25 protein-coding genes are annotated in these 20,776 nt (G+C 47.2%); 6 read left to right on the top strand and 19 right to left on the bottom strand.

Annotated elements, in window-relative coordinates; genetic code table 11:
* Window positions 1-72 precede the first annotated feature (72 nt).
* The 8 genes from VK497_05740 to rpsB all read right to left on the bottom strand — a co-directional run bounded on the left by VK497_05740 (window position 73) and on the right by rpsB (window position 5,899).
* Window positions 73-834 (bottom strand): type II CAAX endopeptidase family protein, encoded by a 762-nt coding sequence (locus tag VK497_05740; protein ID HMI09868.1) that lies wholly within the window; start codon window positions 832-834, stop codon window positions 73-75.
* Window positions 812-1,960: a M50 family metallopeptidase gene (locus VK497_05735; GenBank protein ID HMI09867.1), complete on the bottom strand. Its 1,149-nt coding sequence runs from the start codon at window positions 1,958-1,960 to the stop codon at window positions 812-814. The genes VK497_05740 and VK497_05735 overlap by 23 nt, the downstream gene beginning before the upstream one ends.
* Window positions 1,961-2,650 carry a polyprenyl diphosphate synthase gene (gene uppS, locus VK497_05730; GenBank protein ID HMI09866.1) on the bottom strand — a complete coding sequence of 230 codons (690 nt, stop codon included), beginning with the start codon at window positions 2,648-2,650 and terminating at the stop codon, window positions 1,961-1,963.
* Window positions 2,650-3,204: a ribosome recycling factor gene (frr, locus tag VK497_05725; protein HMI09865.1), complete on the bottom strand. Its 555-nt coding sequence runs from the start codon at window positions 3,202-3,204 to the stop codon at window positions 2,650-2,652. Before frr ends, uppS begins: the two co-directional genes overlap by 1 nt.
* A gap of 141 nt (window positions 3,205-3,345) precedes the next feature.
* Window positions 3,346-4,005 carry a hypothetical protein gene (locus VK497_05720; GenBank protein ID HMI09864.1) on the bottom strand — a complete coding sequence of 220 codons (660 nt, stop codon included), beginning with the start codon at window positions 4,003-4,005 and terminating at the stop codon, window positions 3,346-3,348.
* Between the two features lie 202 nt (window positions 4,006-4,207).
* Window positions 4,208-4,492, bottom strand: coding sequence for a hypothetical protein (locus VK497_05715; protein ID HMI09863.1), 285 nt, complete (start codon window positions 4,490-4,492; stop codon window positions 4,208-4,210).
* Window positions 4,493-4,592: 100 nt separating this feature from the next.
* On the bottom strand, window positions 4,593-5,189 hold the full coding sequence (locus tag VK497_05710) for a translation elongation factor Ts (GenBank protein HMI09862.1): 597 nt from the start codon (window positions 5,187-5,189) through the stop codon (window positions 4,593-4,595).
* 2 nt (window positions 5,190-5,191) lie between these two features.
* Window positions 5,192-5,899, bottom strand: a complete 708-nt coding sequence (gene rpsB / locus VK497_05705) for a 30S ribosomal protein S2 (protein HMI09861.1) — start codon at window positions 5,897-5,899, stop codon at window positions 5,192-5,194.
* 164 nt (window positions 5,900-6,063) lie between these two features.
* On the opposite strand from rpsB, the gene VK497_05700 reads away from it, so the two are divergent.
* The 5 genes from VK497_05700 to prmC all read left to right on the top strand — a co-directional run bounded on the left by VK497_05700 (window position 6,064) and on the right by prmC (window position 9,269).
* Window positions 6,064-6,576 (top strand): low affinity iron permease family protein, encoded by a 513-nt coding sequence (locus VK497_05700; GenBank protein ID HMI09860.1) that lies wholly within the window; start codon window positions 6,064-6,066, stop codon window positions 6,574-6,576.
* 59 nt (window positions 6,577-6,635) lie between these two features.
* On the top strand, window positions 6,636-6,962 hold the full coding sequence (locus VK497_05695; GenBank protein HMI09859.1) for a type B 50S ribosomal protein L31: 327 nt from the start codon (window positions 6,636-6,638) through the stop codon (window positions 6,960-6,962).
* A 79-nt stretch (window positions 6,963-7,041) separates the two neighbouring features.
* Window positions 7,042-7,380 (top strand): hypothetical protein, encoded by a 339-nt coding sequence (locus VK497_05690; protein ID HMI09858.1) that lies wholly within the window; start codon window positions 7,042-7,044, stop codon window positions 7,378-7,380.
* Between the two features lies 1 nt (window position 7,381).
* Window positions 7,382-8,452 carry a peptide chain release factor 1 gene (gene prfA / locus VK497_05685; GenBank protein HMI09857.1) on the top strand — a complete coding sequence of 357 codons (1,071 nt, stop codon included), beginning with the start codon at window positions 7,382-7,384 and terminating at the stop codon, window positions 8,450-8,452.
* A complete protein-coding gene (gene prmC, locus VK497_05680; GenBank protein ID HMI09856.1) occupies window positions 8,415-9,269 on the top strand; it encodes a peptide chain release factor N(5)-glutamine methyltransferase in 855 nt (284 codons plus the stop codon). Before prfA ends, prmC begins: the two co-directional genes overlap by 38 nt.
* On the opposite strand, the gene VK497_05675 is transcribed toward prmC, so the two are convergent.
* Genes VK497_05675 through VK497_05665 form a run of 3 tightly spaced genes read right to left on the bottom strand, consistent with a single transcriptional unit; the run spans window position 9,266 to window position 12,929 of the window.
* Window positions 9,266-10,456 carry a trypsin-like peptidase domain-containing protein gene (locus tag VK497_05675; protein ID HMI09855.1) on the bottom strand — a complete coding sequence of 397 codons (1,191 nt, stop codon included), beginning with the start codon at window positions 10,454-10,456 and terminating at the stop codon, window positions 9,266-9,268. The two genes, prmC and VK497_05675, sit on opposite strands and share 4 nt — an antisense overlap.
* Window positions 10,457-10,495: 39 nt before the next feature.
* Window positions 10,496-11,275, bottom strand: a complete 780-nt coding sequence (locus tag VK497_05670; GenBank protein HMI09854.1) for a hypothetical protein — start codon at window positions 11,273-11,275, stop codon at window positions 10,496-10,498.
* Window positions 11,276-11,306: 31 nt separating this feature from the next.
* Complete coding sequence (locus VK497_05665; protein ID HMI09853.1) at window positions 11,307-12,929, bottom strand: LCP family protein; 1,623 nt, start codon at window positions 12,927-12,929, stop codon at window positions 11,307-11,309.
* 123 nt (window positions 12,930-13,052) lie between these two features.
* On the opposite strand from VK497_05665, the gene lepB reads away from it, so the two are divergent.
* The gene (gene lepB / locus VK497_05660) at window positions 13,053-13,652 is read left to right on the top strand and encodes a signal peptidase I (GenBank protein ID HMI09852.1); all 600 of its coding nucleotides are present in this window, start codon (window positions 13,053-13,055) and stop codon (window positions 13,650-13,652) included.
* A 3-nt stretch (window positions 13,653-13,655) separates the two neighbouring features.
* On the opposite strand, the gene VK497_05655 is transcribed toward lepB, so the two are convergent.
* From VK497_05655 to VK497_05620, 8 genes are all read right to left on the bottom strand, one after another.
* Window positions 13,656-14,540 (bottom strand): ParB/RepB/Spo0J family partition protein, encoded by an 885-nt coding sequence (locus tag VK497_05655; protein HMI09851.1) that lies wholly within the window; start codon window positions 14,538-14,540, stop codon window positions 13,656-13,658.
* 15 nt (window positions 14,541-14,555) lie between these two features.
* Window positions 14,556-15,320, bottom strand: coding sequence for a ParA family protein (locus tag VK497_05650; GenBank protein HMI09850.1), 765 nt, complete (start codon window positions 15,318-15,320; stop codon window positions 14,556-14,558).
* Between the two features lie 84 nt (window positions 15,321-15,404).
* Window positions 15,405-15,713, bottom strand: a complete 309-nt coding sequence (gene rplU / locus VK497_05645; GenBank protein ID HMI09849.1) for a 50S ribosomal protein L21 — start codon at window positions 15,711-15,713, stop codon at window positions 15,405-15,407.
* A 64-nt stretch (window positions 15,714-15,777) separates the two neighbouring features.
* Window positions 15,778-16,602, bottom strand: coding sequence for a sugar phosphate nucleotidyltransferase (locus VK497_05640; GenBank protein HMI09848.1), 825 nt, complete (start codon window positions 16,600-16,602; stop codon window positions 15,778-15,780).
* Between the two features lie 43 nt (window positions 16,603-16,645).
* A complete protein-coding gene (locus tag VK497_05635; GenBank protein HMI09847.1) occupies window positions 16,646-17,539 on the bottom strand; it encodes a CAP domain-containing protein in 894 nt (297 codons plus the stop codon).
* A gap of 49 nt (window positions 17,540-17,588) precedes the next feature.
* On the bottom strand, window positions 17,589-19,034 hold the full coding sequence (locus VK497_05630; GenBank protein ID HMI09846.1) for a hypothetical protein: 1,446 nt from the start codon (window positions 19,032-19,034) through the stop codon (window positions 17,589-17,591).
* A gap of 72 nt (window positions 19,035-19,106) precedes the next feature.
* Window positions 19,107-19,493 carry a metallopeptidase family protein gene (locus tag VK497_05625; GenBank protein HMI09845.1) on the bottom strand — a complete coding sequence of 129 codons (387 nt, stop codon included), beginning with the start codon at window positions 19,491-19,493 and terminating at the stop codon, window positions 19,107-19,109.
* 29 nt (window positions 19,494-19,522) lie between these two features.
* Window positions 19,523-19,729 (bottom strand): hypothetical protein, encoded by a 207-nt coding sequence (locus tag VK497_05620; GenBank protein HMI09844.1) that lies wholly within the window; start codon window positions 19,727-19,729, stop codon window positions 19,523-19,525.
* Between the last annotated feature and the right edge of the window lie 1,047 nt (window positions 19,730-20,776).

Here is a 20,776-nt window from a genome sequence, read left to right as displayed (position 1 = left end):
ATAAATAACAATAAAAAAAATACTACCGGCCAAGCGGCATACGAGAAAAAACTGACGGAGTGATCTGTTTCATTACTTCATTATTGTATCTAATAACGCCGTATTTACAAAGAGGAAATAAAAGGCGACGCCATTTTTTAACATGTGAAGCAACATACCCGCCCAGATATTGCCTGTCACTTCCCGCAGGCTACATAGGACCAAGCTAAGTGCGAATACATCTACGCCCACATTCCACTGACCGTGAATCGCGCCAAATAACAGGCTCGTTCCAAGCGCGGCAACCCATACTGGCGCATGCTTTTTTAATTTTCCGTACAAATAGCCCCTGAAAAGAATCTCTTCGGCGACGGGCGCCACGACAACAAGCGTCACGAACGCAAGAATATATTCATATTGCTGATTAATCCCTTCAAACCCCGTTGTCTGCGTCTGGTCCGTATTAAACCCTGGGATAAGCCGTGTTGCTCCCAGGACGATCACGCTCGAAAGAATAAAGTACACGATAAATCCGGCCGGTGCCAGCAAAATGTCCATCCAGCTAGGAAGACGCGTTAATCCGACATCTTCTTTGGTTGTTGCACGTTTTTTTATCAACCACGGCACGCCAACGACAATGGCAAGGCTAAGAACATACACGACCGCTGCAAGAATAGTGTTAAGAACGACACCATTCATAGAGTCCAGACGTACGCCTGCAGTCTCCAGAACCCACAGGCCGCCCCCAAGAAGTAAATACGCGACAATAAATCCGGCTATTACCCACAAAAGAAGCCCTACGAAAATACCGGTGTTGTGAAGATGGGATTTGTTATTTGAAGAGTTTGCCAACATCAGCGACCGTCACCACTACGACTAGGAGCATTAGTACCATAAAACCAGTTCCCTGGATGCTTTCCTCACGTTCTTTCGTAAGCGGCTTTTTAAGCACGCGAAAGAGCGCTGTCACGAACCAACGGCCGCCATCAAGGGCTGGAATTGGAAGGACGTTCATAACTGCCAAAGTAAGTGAGATAAGTGCCGTCAAAAAGATTAGCTGGCTAAGCCCTGCCTGTTCTGCCGCAGGGAAAATAACCCCTAAAATCCCTATCGGACCAGCGACACTGTTGCCCGCCGCGTCCAGGCTTGTTTTAGCATGATCCCTTGTGGCGCTGTCCGGACTTAGCTGCAGAACTAATCCACTGACAAGATTAACCACCAGATCACCTAGTCCCTGTAACGTAACAAGCGTAAATTGGCCAGCGGTCACAACACCTACGATCGGCGCAGACCAGCTTGCCTGAATTTTTTGTTTTTGATCCGGCCCAACGCCTAGATAGCCTTGGTTCTTGTCGTTATCGGCCCGCAAAGCAGCACTCGTTGTCTGCTCCACTCCGTTCCGCGCATAAATAATTTCAACGGATTTACCTTTGTTCTGTTTTGTTTGTGCGATCAGACTTTGTGGGGTTGGTACTGGTTCGCCCGCAAAACGCACGATCTTGTCACCAACTTTTAGTCCTGCCTTGTCCGCAGGAGAATCTTTGGTAACGGTCGCCACTTGAACGGGCTGCTTGGTAAGCGTCGTATCGCTTGGAATACTAAACTGGTCTGGTAGCACTTTTGGCAAGCCCGTCCAGGCTAAAATCGTTAATAGTCCGGCTGCGACTAACCAGTTAATCGACACGCCCGCTAATAAAATTTTAGTCTTTACCCAAAAACTCGCCGCTCCATAATCGCCTTTTTGGTCGGCCGAATCATGCTCACCCTGTAATTTAACAAACCCGCCAAGCGGTAACCAGTTAATACTAAAAAGGACACCGTTCTTTAGCTTTTTTGCCCAAGCACGCGGTGGAAAACCAATGCCGAATTCCTCGACAACCACACCGTTGCGCTTTGCCACGATAGCATGGCCAAGTTCATGCACCACCACTAAAAGAACCAGCGTTAATAGTCCGATAATTATTCCAAAAACAAGTTCCATCTATCCTCCAATGCGCCTATCGCGGCGTGCGTATTCTTTTAGTATAGCGGTTACGTCTTCTTTTGTCATGTCTGGCCAAAGCTTTTCCAAGCTCATGAATTCACTGTACGCCGCGCGCCACAACATAAAGTTAGATAGCCGCTGTTCACCGCTTGTTCGTACGATCATATCTACGGGCGGAACTTCGGGAACATAAAGGTTTTCGCTTATCAATTCTGGAGTGATTCCGTCAAGTGCCACGCCCGACTGAACAATTTTTTTGCACGCGTCAGCAATTTCCTGTTGGCCGCCATAGTTAAAGCAAATAACGAGTGTGCCTTTGGTATTATTGGCAGTTCGGGCTTCGGCTTCATCAATCGCCTTTAATATCTTGTCACTCACCCTTTCGCGAGACCCCATGATTTTCAATTTGATGTTATTCTCTTCAAAAATATGCAAGTCCGACGTCAAAAGCTTCAACACCAGTCCCATCAGCTTACTGACTTCGTCCTGGCTGCGCTTCCAGTTTTCGGTACTAAAAATATAGGCAGACACGTATTCAATGCCGGCATCAAACGAAGCCTTAGCAACTTCCTGGATGGCGTTATAGCCTGCTAAATGACCTTCGTAGGTAGGGATACCATGCGTTTTGGCCCATCGCCGGTTACCGTCGACGATATAACCCACATGCTTAGGGAACGCGTCGGCCATTAGATCGTTAGGATATCCTTCTCTTTTGCCTTAAACGCTGCGTCGATCTTTTCCTGGTACTCTGCCATTAATTTGTCGAATTCCTTTTCAACACTTTTAACGTCATCTTCGCTAAGTTCCTTGGCATCTTTTTTACGCTTGGCGTCTTTTAGTCCGTCTTGGCGGATATTACGAAGCGCAATACGTGTTTCTTCTACCTTTTCACCAGTTTGTCTGACCAAAAGCTTACGGCGCTCTTCAGTAAGCGGCGGCACAGGCACACGGATAATTCGTCCATCATCGCTAGGATTAAACCCAAGTGACTGGTCAGCTCGAATGCTAGCTGCAATCGCCTGAATGTTACCTGGATCAAATGGAGTGATTTGTAGTAACTGGGGTTCAGGCGCGGTAATATTTGCTGCCTGGTTAAGCGGCATCTGCGTATCGTAAACCTCCACTTTAATGCCATCTAACATTCCAGGGTGCGCACGGCCGGTCCGGACTTTTTTAAGTTCATCTTCAAAATGGCTAAACGCCAACATCATTTTTTCTTCATAAGCGTCTGTATTAAACATATACCCTAATTTTAGCATGTTTTTGCGCCCGAGATGACGTATTTACTTGAGGCATAAAAATGAATCGACCCCGCCGCTTCCAGAACGAATCTGGCTGCGACGGGGTCTCTTCGTGAGCACTGGAGGTGCAGACTACGATGTCTACGACATCTTCATGAGGGCCGCTTGAACCGTTTCGACGACCAGAGCGCCCTCCGTCCCGATCATTCCCGTGACGAAAAGTTTCTTGCCGGGGACGATCCAAGCGTAGTTTGCATCGTCGTCATCACCGCACCGGATCCGGTACAGCTTGGCCGATTGACCACCGAGCTTCATGCTCACGGGCCCTTCGGTCTTCTCGCTTGTGCCCGCGATGCAGGGCTGAGCCTTCCACCACTTCACCGGATCCTTGCCCAGCTGCTTGCCTTCGGACGAGGACAGGTCGTAGAGGATGACGTGCGGGCACTTAGACGTGGCTGCCGTGCAGGAAGACATGTCAGCGTACTTCTTTACCCCCTCTGAGCCACCCATGTTTTCATCCCACATCTGCGGGCGAGGAATCGTGAACCTGCCGAACATCTCGACCGGCTGGTCACTGAGCGAGTCGAAGGATGGTATTGGGGCCACCAACTTCGACTTTTTCCTCTCTACTCCCGGAACTTCCGGGGTGGTGTTGACAGTTGGCGTGATTGCCGGAGCGGTAGCCACTGGGGCAGCATTCTGTGTCGGCGCGTTGTCGCGGTTCGACAGAAGAACACCTCCGCCAATAACTACTACGACAGCAATGCTGGCACCGATAATGGCAGGCGTGCGTTTTGCCATGACGGCAAACCTCATCTCTTAGTCGGGAACGTCTCCAATAGTGCTCTATCCGAAGATTAACTATATAATATCATATTTTATGTATTTTTTCAAGTGGCACACTAAAATTCCTGGTAAAAAGGCTATCTTCTTTTTACAAATTTCCTAGCGATCTATTCGTTCATGTTAAGTTCAATACACTCGGCTGGCGACAACGATGTTTTCACCTAGTTTTAAAGCTACCCTCGTGAACGTTTAGGCTAATAAGAATGAGAGCTGCGCCCGTAATAGTAGCCGCCGCCAATATCACCATGGCAGTCCAAAAGTCTGAAGTGACACAACGAAAGGCATCGAACAAGAAAGGCTTATAGACAGGCTCAGGCCCGACAAATAAAGAACATGTCCAGGAAGATAAGAAACGAGGGCTAAAATATGCCAAAAAAGGACCGAGTACGAATAGCATAACTCCAACCATGAGCAATATTTTATGTTGCGGGCTTTTTGACATGTTTTCAGTATAGCAAAACGCTTAAGCTAATAGGCACACCCCAAGTAACATTAAAACTACCCAGTATAAAACCGGGTAGTTTAATGAATCTCCGTAAACTCTACTCGTTCACGCCAAGTTCAATACGCTTGAACTGACGGACAACGATGTTTTCGCCTAGTTTTGCAATGTTTTCTTTAACAAAGTCAGAAACAGTCTGCTTTTCGTTCATGATGTACGTTTGTGACATCAATGTCTTTTCGGCAAAATGCTTTTTAACTTGGCCTTCAACGATTTTGTCGGCTAGTTCTGCAGGCTTGCCTTCGGCGATAACACGCTCTTTGGCTTCGTTACGAACACGTTCGATTTCTTCGGCTGGAATGTCAGCTTCCGAGACGTATTCAGGGTTCATTGCGGCAATTTGAAGCGCAATTTCGTGAGCCATAGCCTTGAAAGCGTCAAGACGGGCAACGAAATCGGTTTCGCAGTTTACTTCCACGATAACACCAATACGGCCGCTGTGAACGTAGCTGTCGATGATACCTTCGCGAGCTTCACGGTCGCCTTTTTTCTCGGCCTTTGTCAGGCCTTTTTTGCGCATAGCTTCGAGTGCTTTGTCAAAATCACCGTCAGCTTCTACAAGAGCACCTTTTGCGTCGGTTAGACCAACACCAGTTAGCTCTTTTAGCTTTTTAATGTCTTCAATCGAAATAGCCATTTTTATTTCTCCTCTTGTTTAACAGTTCCAGCACCTTCGACGGTCGCTTCGACAAAGTAGTTTAGAAGAATTTCCAAGCTCTTGATTGCGTCGTCGTTACCAGGTACGACATAGTCGATTAGGCTTGGGTCAGCGTTCGTGTCAACAACACCAACAACTGGCACGCCAAGTGTTTTTGCTTCTTTAACAGCGTTTGCGTCGGTAATAACGTCCAGGACGACAACTGCGCCAGGTTTGCCGTTTAGATCCTTGATACCGCTGTATTTTTCGTTAAGTTCATCGATTTCCTCTTGGAAACGCTGTACTTCAAGCTTGTTGTAGCGCTTTTCCAGGTCACCGCTAGCCATTCGCTTTTCAAGATCTTTTAGTTTCTTGATTTGCTGGGTAGTAGTTGCGACGTTTGTAAGCATTCCACCGATCCAGCGTTCAGTAACGTATGGCTGGTTAACGTTTTCAGCGGCTGCTTTTACGAGGTCTTTGGCTTGCTTTTTAGTACCAACAAACAAAACCTGTTTGCCAGATGCGGCTACTTTGGTAAGAAATGGCAAAGCCACGTCTAGACCTTCGACAGTTTTTGTCAGGTCAATAATGTGACTGTCCTGACGTTTGCTGTGAATGTATTTGGCCATTTTTGGATGCCAACGGCTCGTTTTGTGTCCGAAGTGGACGCCAGCTTCGAGCAAAGCTTTAATATCGACAGTTACTGCCATAATGTTTTGAACTCCTTGTTCCTCACCTGCGTCCCTGAAGGTTCAGGATAACGACGCGGGTTGTGTCATTAAAATTTATTACCTAGTTATTATACTTTAAACCCTTTAGCAGGTCAATAACCCTCTGGCGTACTTGCAACCGTAAGCGTATACTAAAAAACATTATGAAAGATCTTTTCCGCTCAATCGCAAGTCGTATCTCAATTTGGACAGGTACCGCAACAGTATTTTTAGGCGCGATTTTAATCGTTGCCGTATGGGCATCCACGGGACCTCTTTTCGATTTCTCTGACACATGGCAGCTGGTTATTAACACTGGTACGACGGTTATTACCTTCCTGATGGTATTCCTGATCCAAAACACCCAGAACCGGGACGGTAAAGCCGTACAGATTAAGTTGGATGAGCTTATCCGAGCGACCAAAGGTGCTCGCAACAGTTACGTGGGGCTAGAAGACCTAAGTGATGTCGACCTTGCCGAACTCGACAAGGAATTCAAGCTTTTATCGCAAAATCCCAGTACCGTTCACGCCATGAAACGGCTTCACGAAAAGATCGAGGCCGAACAGCACGCAAGACACCACTCTATAGCCGACGCAGGCGCTGCCGTCATGCACCTGCTTCACCACACCGAACCTGAACCCGTTCCCGTCCGTGATAGCCCAAACGACAAATAATCTTTTACAGATACAGCGTCTTTGACTTTTCACCTAAAAACGGTTACAATGGTTCAGATATGAAAAGCAGTATACACCCAACAACTTACCGCCCTGTCGTATTTAGCGACGATGTGGCCGGGTTTGCCTTTTTGACACAGTCAACCGCGCAAACAACTGACACTATTAAATGGGAAGATGGCAACGAATACCCACTCGTTAAAGTCCACATCTCATCAGCTTCTCACCCGTACTTTACAGGTGAAGAGAAAATTATCGACACCGAAGGCCGTGTTGACCGATTCAAGGCTAAATTTGCCGCTGCAGAAGCACGCAAAGAACAGCTTGCATCGAAAGCTAAAAAGGCTAGCGCCCAAAAAGCTAAAAAGACTAATACTGAAAAATAACGCAGTATGATAAAAGAGGTCGCACGGTTGCGACCTCTTTTTGTTACAATAAAAGTAATAACTTAGTGGAGATATCGTCATGAATCCTCAAGAACCGCAACAACAAAGCACTCAGCCACCAAACGAACCGCAATACGCGAAGACCGTTGTTGCCGAACCACTGAAGAAAAACCATAAAAAATTGGCACTCGCCCTGATTATTGGTCCGACTGCGCTATTTATTGCGGCTATTGTCATTAGTGCCCTCTCGAATCTGTTCTTTAGCGCACAGATCAACGAAGGAGAATTATTCGAACAGGTGCCCGTTGGTAAAACAATCCTGAACATCATTACGTTCCTTTTTGGTGCGGTTGCCATACTTACTTGGCTGCCCGGATTAATCATTGGAATCGTTCTTCTAGCAAAGCAATCTAAATAATATGCCGAAAATAAGCCTCAACATCAGCGACCTCACCGCAGAAAAAGCTAGTCTAGCTGATTTTTTGGCATCCCCTTCGGCATATAGCGACCCGGACTATAGCAAAAAGAATAAACGCTTCACCGAACTTGAAGCAATCCTAGAACAGGCAAACCTTCGTCAAACTCTCGAAAGCCAATTAGCCGAGGCTAAAGAACTTATGAATGGTGGTGACGAGCTGGCAGAGCTTGCCAAAATGGAAGTGTCCGAAACCGAAGAAAGACTCACCCAGTTAGAGGATGACCTATTTGTCATGCTTGCGCCAAAAGACCCGAATGACGACAAGAACGTTATTATCGAAATTCGTGCTGGTGCTGGTGGCGACGAAGCAAGCCTTTTTGCCGCTGAACTTTACCGCATGTACCTTCGCTACTGTGAAGCGCATAGTTTAAAAACCGAACTGCTATCAGAAAGCGCCAACGATACTGGCGGCTACAAAGAAGTTGTTTTCTCCGTTAAGGGTGATGCGCCCTACGCGCAGTTAAAATTTGAATCCGGTGTCCACCGCGTACAGCGTGTTCCCGCAACCGAATCACAGGGCCGTATTCACACCAGCACCGTTACTGTTGCCGTCCTGCCCGAAGCCGAAGAAACGGATATTGAAATTAACGCGGGTGACTTAAAAATCGATGTCTACCGCGCCGGCGGCCACGGAGGACAATCCGTTAACACAACCGACAGTGCGGTTCGTATTACTCACCTTCCGACTGGCCTTGTCGTGACTAACCAGGATGAAAAATCCCAAATTAAAAACAAAGACAAGGCCATGAGCGTGCTTCGCGCCCGTTTGCTACAACAAAAAATTGACGCTGAACAGTCTAAACTCGCCGCCGAACGCCGTAGCTTAATTGGATCGGGTGACCGCTCTGAAAAAATTCGCACGTACAACTTCCCCCAGGACCGTATCACTGACCACCGAATCGGTTACAGCCGAAGCGGTATTCCTCAGGCTATGAACGGCGCAATTGACGATATAATCGAACATCTACAGGCGTATGAACGTGAACTCGCAGCCAAAAACGCCTCTAATTAAAGAGTGGCTTGACCAAGCTACTATTAGGTTAGTTGGCGTGGGAATCGGAACTGCTAAATTAGACGCTGAAATAATTTTGGCGCATACGCTGCGCAAACCTCGAACGCATCTACATGCACACGACGAGGATCAACTGTCATCCCGCGAGTACGAAATTGCCGAGGCTCGCCTTGATTTGCGGCTTGATAGAACACCTATCGCTTATATCATTGGTCACAAAGAATTTTATGGGCGACCCTTCAAGGTGACTCCTGCCACGCTTATTCCACGGCCCGAATCTGAAGATATGATTACCCTGCTAAACGAAATTATGCCAAACACTCAAGCATTCTTGCCAAAATCCGGTAGACGATTGGTTGACGTTGGTACCGGGAGTGGTATTTTAGGAATCACCGCCAAACTTGAGCACCCTGAACTTGACGTTACCCTCCTCGACGTCAGCCGCCATGCCCTGAACATTGCTAAACAAAACGCGACATTGCTCCACGCTAACGTGCACATCGTACAAAGCGATCTTTTATCAAAATATTTCCTGTCAGCCGATATCATTTTGGCCAATCTTCCCTACGTTGATCCGTCATGGGAACGTTCACCCGAAACGAATCAGGAACCAGCCGAGGCACTTTTCGCAGAAGACAACGGCCTTCAACTGATTAAAAAGCTTATCGGTCAAACCTCTGATAAACTACAGGCAAACGGCTACCTTTTGCTTGAGGCCGATCCACGTCAGCATGAAGCAATCATCGCGTTCGCCCGAAAGTACGGCTTCTCAAAGAACGTTATCCGAGGATTTATCGTTAGCTTGCAGAAAACTTAGCTTTTGTATGCAGCGAGCGTGACTTTGACGTTTATTGTTTGGCCGCCACGTAGAACAGTCAGCTGGATAGTGTCACCAGGCGCATATTCCGCCACCAAGGTAGATATACTGCCACGATCACCTACTTCGATGTCTCCTACCTTGGTAATAATATCTTTGTCCTTAAGTCCGGCTTTTTCAGCTGGACTGCCCGCTACGACGGCAGTCGTACCACTACTCGAGAAAACGTATGCACCTTTTTTCACCGAAAGACTATACTGCTTGGCAACGTCCGCCGTAATAGGAATATAGCTCACTCCCAGGTAGGCACGTTCCACGCTTTTGCCAGCCAACACGCCCTTTAGTATGCCTTTTGTCGAGCTAATTGGAATCGCAAAACCAATCCCCTGCGCGTCCTCGATAATTGCGGTATTTATCCCAATCACCTGGCCCTGGAGATTAAGGAGCGGGCCTCCCGAGTTACCTGGGTTGATTGCCGCGTCAGTTTGAATAAGGTCGGTGAGGCTTTCGACTGTTTGTCCGGATTGCGCCGAAATTGGCCTTCCCGTACCGGAAATAATTCCACTTGTGACAGTATTTTGATATTGGCCAAGCGAGTTACCGATGGCAATTACTTTTTGACCGACCCGAATTGAGGTCGAGTCGCCGAGTTCAGCAACCGGCAGATCCTTCACGTCCGGAACTTTTAGAAAAGCGACGTCATTCAAAGGGTCAGTACCGAGTACTTTAACGTTATCGTAGCTTGTCCCGTCCGAAAGGACAACGCTTACCGTATTTGCCCCGTCGACAACGTGCTTATTCGTCAAAATATAGCCGTCTTTACCAACAATGATACCCGTACCCGCGCCCTCTTGCTCGGTCGTCCCGAACGTTGAAGCTCCTTGTGATTTTGTCAAAACGGATACAACGCTTGGCGATACCTTTGATACGACACTCGCAATGTCTTCTTCTTCCTGGGTAACCGTCTTGTTGCCGTCGTTCTGAGTCGTTTCGCGGTTAGTAATAGCGTTGTTATTCTTTAGGGTCTGCTCTATCTGATTAAAAAAGATCGCGATTACTATGACGATAACGATAATAACCGCAAAAATTGCAGCGGTAATAATTCGTGTGCGCCGAGATTTCACTGACGTAGCAGTAACGGTTTTTTCTGTAACTTCGTTCTCTGGTGTGTTGTCGTTTGTATCCATAAGCTTGTCTTAGATTATCTCCTTGGGCTTAGGCCCAGCTTAAAGTGATCCGATACCTAACGTATTAAAGAAAACAATAAGAATTAAGATGACGCTACCGGATAGCAATGCTGGTAGGATAATGTCGCCAGAACGAATAACGCCATTTTTTGCAAAGCTGCTATAGGCTCTTTCAGCCAGAAAGCTGATTGCCAGGGTAATCAATGCTGCCTGTGATAATTTCAGGTCACCGAATCCAGGAATAGTGTACGCGAACGTCCAGTGATACGTCAGCCATCCGATTTCAGCAACAACCAGTCCCCAAACCAAGCTATAAAAAGACCCATGCACTTCTTCGTGACTGCTAAGTACGTGACGCGCCGAAGCATATCCGAGCACCCACATCAGCACAACGACAACCGATGCAATCCAATCATATGAAACGGCCATGATCGCCGTAACGCCTAGGAAGGTTGCAGCTCCGGCTTGAACGGCGATAAAAATGCGTTTGGACCGAGGCTTGATGAATAAAAGCCACACAAGATACAATGCTGCTAGGGCAATCTGCGCGTATAGCGCGCCGCTTGCCGCGTATAGCAAAACGATCATGCTCACACTCACGATAATATCGACTAGATTTGCCTGGGCATGAGCGAGCCAATATCTAGGCCGGACGGCAAAAACGCGCCATTTACTCAAGAGGATGAGCGCAAAAGCTGGAATCGGTGATTCAATCGCGACTACTAACGCCAACACGCCAACGGCTAAGGCGACATTTAAGACAATATATATCAGCTCGCTAAACAGCGAACGCCGCTTTGATGACTTTAAAAACTCCATAATCTGTTTTTAATTATACCACTAACTTGTATTAATTTGCGGCGCGAGCTTTGCCGAATATAACCACGAAATTCGTGCCTTCGGCCACGGCCACCGGCGGAGCGGTCGTCTTGACCTTCACGCCAAAGACAGATGCTAGCTTGGCTTTCGTTGCGGTTTTGCCCGTACCAATTTGATACACCTCAACATCAGCGTACGTACCTTCCGGCGCATTATCCATTCCGCTTACGATAAATCCTTGGCTAGTAAGTTTTTCGGATTCGGTAGCGGCTACGCCCGCAACGCCAGAACCATTAAGCACAACAACGTTGGCTTCTTCCTGAGTGATTGGATCAGAGCTTAATTTCTTTTTAATAAGCGCGCGAATATCGTCGTACTGGTACATACCGAGAGCCGGCTGCGCATTTCCATTCATGACAGGAGGGTTATCACCATCCTCATCGATCAAGCTAATTGATTTGATATCTTGGTCTTTGATATCTTTTGCAAGCGACACGAGTGTCTGAACTTCACTCGCTTCAAAAGTTGTCCGTAGGTTATTGCCAAGCGCGTCAATGATACCTGATACTTTGCTAAGGTTCGTAAGAACGCCGGCACTCATGGCCTTTTCACGAATCGCTTTCACGATTTTTTGCTGGTTTTTCTCACGGTCAAAGTTTGACTGCTCAAACCCATAATTAAGTGCGTCCCCGCGAGCCTGCGCAAGGTAGAGCGCATGCTCGGCATCAAGATTAACTGGTCCATTAGGATAATCGATGAAGTGGCCAGCAGGAGGACAGCGTCGTAATTGTTCAGCACGACTTACTTTCCAGTCACCTACTCCACACTTCCAGTCAAAGTTAGCATCCATCTGTCCTCGTGGGTCACGGCTTTCAATCGTAACGGTAATTCCACCCAGCGCGGACACGAGTTCGCGCATCACCGTATAGTTCACGTTTACGCCGTACTGAATGTCCAGACCAAATATATCCCCGACAAATCCTGCGGTTTTCGTTAAAGCGGTTCTCGTTGCTTCGATATCATCCGTTCCACCGCCGACACAACTAAAGTAAACGTTTATTTTACCCCTGGAACCAGGCACGCACATCTCGCCGTATTGTACTTCGAGGTCACGTGGAACGCTGATCATGTAGGCGTTTTTGTTCTTTTGATCAATGCTGACGATCATGATCGAATCCGTTAGGTTGGCGCCTTGATGGCCAGGATCATCCTCGGATGTTCCTAAGACCAAGATATTGCTTCGCCCGTTAGCGTCTTGTTTAAGAGGCTGGTTTTGAACAAGCCCCAGCAGACTCCCCTTGAATACGTTTCCTCCGGCAGTAAGCGTTTTATATGCCAGCCAGCCACCAACACCGGCTATCGCAACGACGATCAAAATAATAATCCACTTGATAATACGGCGTTTTTTACTCGTCGCTCCTTTGACGCGGCGTTTTTTGCCGCGTCTTGTCTCGGTAGGTTCATCGATTCCACGAAGAGATTCGTCAATATCAGATTTGGCGATACCAAGCTGGCTGCGCTGAATAACAGTCGGCACTTCCCTGGGAGTCGCATCTACGGGCCGAAGACCAGTAGGTGGCGTTTCTGGCCTATTTTTATTAGAATGCTGGTCTCCCAGCTGGCTTCCTGATCGTCGCGGAATAAATCCGTCCATGGATGGTCTTCTATTTGTCATAAATACTCACTCTACTATAAACGATAAGCGCGTTTTTTTTAAGTGAAAAAACGTAACTAGTTTGCTTTCACCAAAATAAAAAACACTGTATAGTAAGAAGTCATGGAAGCAACTTTCTTACAACGACATCCTCACCTCAAAGATATTATCGGAATTGTCGTATTCATCATCTGTGTTCTTGTAGGAACGCTGCTCATCAATACGTTTATTTTTCGAAGTTTTAACGTGCTTGGTCCGAGCATGGAAAAAACACTCTATACAGGCGACCGTTTAATCATCAATCGCCTGCCTGTTACGTGGTCACAACTTCAAAATAAGGAATATATCCCTGGTCGGGGACAAGTTATCGTATTCAAAAACCCTCACTATAGTCCTGGGTCAGAAGACGAGTATATCGTAAAACGCGTGATTGCCTTTCCTGGCGAGCGCGTCACCGTCAAAAACGGCATCCTTACCGTATATAATAAAGAATTTCCTAATGGATTCCACCCAGATGACGCTAATCACGGCGAACCTGGCTCGCCCACTAGCGGCGACGTTGATACGACAGTAACTGCCGGCGCGTTGTTCGTATCAGGTGACCACCGTCAAGGTGACTATTCATTCGACTCGCGTAGTGGGCTAGGACTTATTCCTTACTACGACATTATTGGGCCTGTCGGCATACGTATCTACCCGTTCAACAAAATTCGAACGTTCTAGGTATTATTTATCAAGTAGCTTTTGGAGGCGTTGAAATTCGCTATCGCTCTTAAATCGGATAATGATTTGGCCGGCACCTTTGGCATTCGTCTTGACGCTGACATCAGTCCTTAGACGCTTCGTCAGCCGGTTAGTGTCATCTTCGTAAGGTACGTGCGTTACCTTTGGCTTCGACTCAATCGGGTTTTGGTTGTGCTTTTTCAATTGAACGATATACTGCTCGATCTTCCTTGCACTCCATTCTTCTTTGAGGATTTGAGGAAGAATACCCTCGATAATTTCAGGATCAATATTAACAAGCGGCCTCGCCTGACCTTCGCGGAGTCTCCCATCAGCAAGTGCCTGTTTGACCGACTCAGGCAAACGCAACAGACGCAGCGTATTACTAATAGTGCTGACTGATTTACCACCGACACGCGCGCCAATTTGATCAAGCGTTAAGTTGAACTGGTCGCGAAGTTTTAAGTATGCTGTCGCTGTTTCAAGTACGTTCAAATCACGGCGCTGCAAGTTTTCAATCAACGACAACTCTAATTTGTGCTGATTTGTCAGTGTTCGCACGAGCGCCGGGATTTTATCAAGTCCCGCCTTTTTAGCAGCCCTAAAACGGCGTTCGCCAGCAACAATTTGATACCCGCCACCTTGTGGTGTCACGACAATAGGCTGCACGATTCCGTGCTCTTTAATAGACGCGGCCAGCTCGTCTAGCGCCGTTTCGTCAAAATGCCGGCGCGGCTGGTCAGCATCAGCCGTAATCTCGGTTAATTTAATGTGGCGCAGATCACTTACCTGATCGTCCTGCGTTGATGTTGGGTCAAATGACTCGTCCAAAAGTTCCGTTGGAATTAACGAATCAAAACTACGGCCCAAACCTTTTTTAACGCTCATCTTGCTCCTCCGTTATTATTCACCGACACGCTCTAGCACCTCTTTCGTGACGGCCTTGTATGCCCGCGCGCCTTTAGAAAATTTGTCGTATGCGCCAACCGGCAGTCCATGGCTCGGCGCTTCGGCCAGTCGGATATTTCGCGGAATCGTATTTTTGAATACTTTGCCAGGGAAATGTTTTTTAATTTCTTCGTGAACCTGACCGCTAAGCGTCGTTCGGCCATCCACCATCGTGGGAAGCACTCCTAAAAGATCGAGTGTTGGATTCATATTTTTTCGTACTAATTTCATTGTTTCGAGTAGCTGGCCAAGTCCCTCAAGCGCGTAAAATTCCGCCTGTACCGGTAAAAGCACGTACCTTGCGGCAATTAGTCCATTCACCGTTAGCAAACTAAGGCTTGGCGGGCTATCAATAATCACAAAATCAAATTTTGGCGCGTTTTCAATCGCATTCCGTAACCTGGTAAAACGACGGCCAGCTTGGGCAAGTTCTACCTCGGTATTGGCCAGATGGGATGTCGCGGGAGCTAAGAACAGGTTTTTGTGATCAGTCTCGATAATGATCTCAGCCATGGTTTTCGTTTCAAGGATTACCTCAGTCATTGTCGCATCAAGTGACTGCTTATCAATGCCCAGGCCGCTTGTTGCATTTCCCTGGGGATCAAAATCGACTAAAAGCGTACGGTGGCCTTTTTTTGCAAGATAATAGGCAATATTAACGGCAGTCGTCGTTTTGCCTACACCACCCTTCTGATTGGTTACTGAAATGACTGTCGCCACGTGTCTATTTTCCCTCTTCTTCTTTACCCTATTGTAGCACGAGCGCCATCAAAAAACCTCGTATTTCTACGAGGTCTTAGGGGTTTATTTGATCGAAGTAATTTCGACTTTGCTGTACTTTTGGCGGTGTCCGCTCTCTTTGTGTACGCGCTTTTTAGATTTGTAGCGAATAATCCGTATTTTTTCGCCAGCGACTTTGTCGTCGACAACTTTGGCTTTTACGACCACACCTTTTACCGTTGGTGTGCCGACAGTGGTTTTATCACCATCAATAACCAACAGTGCATCAAGCGTGAGCTCTTTAGTGCCTTCTTGGAGGAGGTCCACCAGAAGGGTCTCTTTTTCGGCAACAACAAATTGTTTGCCACCGATCTTAACGACTGCTTTTGTCATATGATTCCTTTATTATTTATCAATCTTGCCCATTGTAACAGATACGAGCCTCTGTGTAAAGGCGCTAGATGTCGTTTAGGATAACTCTGTTCGCGTGTAGCCATCCGTCAGGACTGCCACAGTCTAAATATTCGCCCTCAGCCGTGCCGACGATGATTCGTTTACCACTAGCTACGTATGCGTTAATAGCATCGGTAATTTCAAACTCATTCCGTTGAGGATTGGCAGGAAGTATTTTAGCCAGTTCAAAAATCTCTTTATCAAATATATAAAAACTCGAGTTGTTGAGATTACTTGGCGCTTCTTCAAGGGAAGGCTTTTCAACGATACGTACAAAATTATCGTGGCTGTCTTTTTCGATTATTCCAAATTTCGGAATGGCTTCTTCTGGTACGGGATTTCCGATGAGACCCGCCGTCACGCCGTTTTTTTCGACTAAACGAATAAGGTCGGCAGCATTCGAGCCTCCGTCAGTACGGTGGAAAAACTGGTCGCCCATGACTACTAGGGCTGACTCGTCTTTACCGATAAACTCGCTCGCAACCCCAACCGGTACGCTCGTCCCATATCCGCCAGTACTCGGCTGGGTAATAAAATGGGTATTCACGCCCATCAGAGGCCCAGTAAGGGACAGTTTGTCTTGTTTACCTTGACGCTTGAGATAGTCGTCAAGTGGAATATTCGTCCGGTAGTAACTTTGAATTTGCGCGCTCTGCTCGCCAACCACAAAATAAATGTCTTTGATGCCGGCCGCCAGCACGTCTTGCACGATATAATCGATCACTGGACGGGTGCCGACAGGTAACATACATTTTTCGATTGCTTTGGTGATTGGAAGCATTCGCGATCCCCAACCAGCCACTGGAATAATTGCTTTTGTAATACTCATAGCCCCTAGTGTACCAGAACTTGGCCCTAACTTCACTTTCGCCCTAGATTTGGCCACCAGTGTATAAAAATACAATAATAAAGCACAGCGACAACATACCGCCCGCTTTTAATAATCCATGATGCCTGTACGACGACGCGCGAAGTTTTTTGGGGAGTTTTTTTCGGTACATATGGGCAATTAACGCTACTATCGCACCGATTAACAGTAGTAGAATCGACAGTAGTGATGTGAGGCTCAGCGCTTGGGCCGCTAGGTTCAGACGCTCCATCATGCTCATTTGTTGACCAACAGGAGTACTCGTCCCTACCGTAGAGGCCGTGCCCGGTATGCCCGCCAGAGACGGAGTGCCATACAACGCAACAGTCAATCTAACTTGCTTACCGCCGAGCGTTCCGTTAACCGTTGCGAATCCAGCCTCGGAATAATGCGCGTCAAGGATATTCGCTTGATGTTCGGGCGATGCCATCCACGCCGCCATTATCGCTTCTGGCGTGCGAAAATTCTTTGCAAGATTTTCACCCGCGTAGCTGTAACTATACCCAACCTGGTTAAACCATTTCCACGGCGTCGATCCGTCAGGTGCGATATGCGCCCAATATTGATGGGTTAACATATCCCGAGCCTTGAAAGCCGCGGCCCGAGATAGTTTATCGCTCATTACCAAAGGTTCGAGCTGGCGTTTTTCGCGTTCGTTATTTGTCACAGTGAGTAAAACGTCATCCGTTGTTGATGATGTAGACGCTGTCGCGTTCACCGTTGAAAAATTCAATGCTTGGACGGCGATGACAAAAACCAATATCCCAAGTATGCCGTAACGACGTATGAGATGAGGACGATACTGGTTTGTCCTGCAGGGAATAAAGGCCTGCTGCAGAAAATGATGGAGCGACCCCTTAGGTTGGCGAACGGAACTGTTTTTTTGTGTCGATTTCACTGTATTTTCAGTATATGAAATTATCTTGCAAAAAGCTAATGTTTATAGCTTAGATGGTTTCAACGGCATATTGGCGGCGATTAGCGAGTGTCCACGAAGTTATTCCCGCCATTAATGCCCCGATAATAATCCACCAGAACCATGCGATGCCAAATAATTTCCAGCCTTCGCTGCTTGGTGCCACCGCGGCAATCACATTCTGGTCCACCTTCGGATCTTCGGCCGTCTTTGCGCCAAGTACTGCCGTGTCAGCATTCGTATTAGCGCCTATAGCAGGAGGAACTTCTACCTGAGTAAGTGCCGGCGGAACAGCGAATGGGGCTGAAAGCCCGCTAGCCGCATCATTAACTTGCTGGACAATGGCAGGAGACGGAACAAACGGATTAACAGTTAGCGTCGTAATGGCGTCTGCCGCCTTTGCGTCACTTGGGTTTTCAGCTGCATCCTTTGCGACAACTGTCAGTTTGTGATCACCGACCTTATCAGTCGTTAAGTCATACGACCATGTTCCGTTGGTTATCACCACAGAACCCTCTGCATTGTCATCCATATACAAAGTCGCCCCTAATGCCGTCGGGTCAATCGTCCCTTTTACGGTGATCGTTTCACCGCCTACCATGCTCAGTGGACCGTTAATTGTTGCCGTGGGAGCCGTGTTGTCTATCGTGAAGGGTAACGACCAATAATTTGAATCCTCGCTGCTAATGCCGTCTGGGTGCTGTGTATCCCCTGCTTTATCTTCGGCTTTGGTTGACGTTTCAAGCTTTACGAAATACGTTCCCTCAGCGAGATTTTCCCAGTTTGAAGCGCCCGTGATGTCGCAGATGGCAAAATCTTTCAACTCCAGACTACACTGCGCCCGCGTCAAAGTCAGATCCCTCATCCAATGGCTATCAACATCGCCTGGTTTACCGGTAAATAAACTGAACGTCAGATCTTTAAACTGATTAAACTCGTCATCAACTTTAACGCGTACTGGGCTAATGCTAGAATTAAAAGCCCGTTTGTCAGTGGTTGGCGTGATATAACTTACTGCTGGAGCATTGAGTGCATAAACAACGGCTTCGCCAGATTCTTCACCATTACTTCCCTTGATAGGCATCCGATCTCCGTCAACGACCGCAACGCCTGAAATAGTATGCCTTCCAGGAGCAAGCTGCAAACGTAGATCAATTTTATTCGCGCCCGCAGGCAAAGCTGTCGATTGCGCATCCGGACTGTCACTATACGTCTGCACCTGCCCGTCATCAACGATAATTTCAAGCCGTGTCGTACCCGGGTAAAATGCGATTTCTGCCGCAGTGTCGTTATTATCAGTTGTGCTCGCATGAACATAATGAGGGCTGCTCAGGAATTGAGGAGGAGTTGAGGCGGCTTTCGCATTAAGCGCGCGTATTCCCATAAAAGTTGGAATGGCTACAAGTGCAAAAACGGCAACTAAAACGAATATAGCTTTAGCTCTCGTCACCCGTTTACTGTCTATGTATAAACCCATCCGCTCCTCTTCTCCACACCTCACATGTGGATCTAAGTTTGATCTAATTATAACACAGCATAAAAACGAGGACTACGTTCGGGCGCGATTTTGAAGCTCATCAATACGTCCATGACCGAGGCCATAGTAGTGAGCAATCTCGTGCCAAAGCGTTCGTTTGATTTGCTCGAATAGGCTTGCTTCGTCATACGAAACAGCTTGAATTGCATGTTTAAAAAGCGTAATTTTGTCCGGCAATACAAAAGAATATCCATTGCCACGCTGCGTCAGCGGAATACCTTCATATAAACCAAGTAATAGGTGTTGGTTATCAAGCTTCATCTTGATTGTCTGTTCCTCTGTAGGCTCGTCAGCCTGCACGATCGCTACGTTGTCTAACCCCTGAATATATTTTTGAGGCAGTTCATCCATAGCCTGACTAATCAGGCGGTCAAATTCTTCGTCAGAAAGTGTCATCATAATATTAGTATACTATACTTTGTATAGTATTATTCATCTTTGTTAGAATCAAACCAATCGGGATCTCCGTGAAGATCGTTTACGATGCTTCCCCAGCTCTCAGCTAGATTGTCACCGTCAATATCACTAATAAAGCCTTCCGCTTCTGGTTCTTGCTGCTCCTCGGCGATTTCTTCGCGAAGTCCCCCGCCTAACGGATCTGGTTGTGGTAATGAGATGTGGTGTAAGAATGACATATAGTTTTTTTGTTTTAATTAATTTGTATGTTCATTTAAGCATAAAAGGTTTAAAAAGTCAATAGTTCGTAATGGTTCAATACCCTTGCACCGTTACGGAGATATAGACAAATATAATATATTATTGTATTATAGCAATATTATCTATGGACGCAGAAGCTGTATCCTGGATAACGTGAAGCGGTCCTCCGTTTCATTTTCACTCATCATATCGCTGAGAGGCATCTTGTTGTCAAAAGGATATAGGTCTCGGTTATGGCCTCTGAAACTGGTGGTAGCTATAGTTTGTTTAGCCGTCGCCACAGTAGGCGTACTGGTTTTTCGTGAAAAACCAGCCAAACCTACTGTCCCTTATCTAGGGACTTCTACCCCGACCACCGGCGTTTCCTTGACGCCCCAACCCAAGTCCGAACCGACAAAGAAATACCCTGCCCTGCCCAAGATTACCCAGTCACCCGTGCTCCAGGTCTATATCCCAAACCAGAATGACAAACTGGTCGTCAGTAGCCCCGTCCACATGTTGGAAAAGTGCAGCGAAGGCATCAACCCACCGCTCACAGGACCCTACGTAGACGAGGTGTTCGCTTGTCCTGAAGTAGAAGAGCCGGGCACGAACGCGCCTAGCCTTACACTGCTCGCAGGACATTCGTCTGAGCACCAGGCTACTGCTTTCAACCCTTTGTATCGCCAGGGAACGGAACTGGTCGGAAAGGAGATATGGCTAAAGACAAAAGCGTCTAAAAGTCATTGGCTTGTGTACAAAGTGAAAACTACGTACACCCCGCTCAAGACAGATCTTCCAGGACTCAAGGAGGCTTGGGGCACAACGCGTGCCGAGACCGCCAATCGGCTTCTCTTGATCACCTGCCTTCAGAATGGAGATGGTACACCCTCTCGACACAACTTTGTTGCTGTAGCGCAGTTGGCCAGCGTACGATGAGTAAAACCCCCGAACGATACATAAACACGTATCCAGTAGGGGGATTACTTTTTTATACTAGATACTTGCAATTGTTAATAATGTGTGTTATTATATGCAAAGTCTGT

This window comes from Candidatus Saccharimonadales bacterium, from assembly GCA_035317825.1.
Lineage (GTDB): Bacteria > Patescibacteriota > Saccharimonadia > Saccharimonadales > Saccharimonadaceae > DATHGB01.
This window is presented reverse-complemented; position numbering and strand designations above follow the sequence as displayed.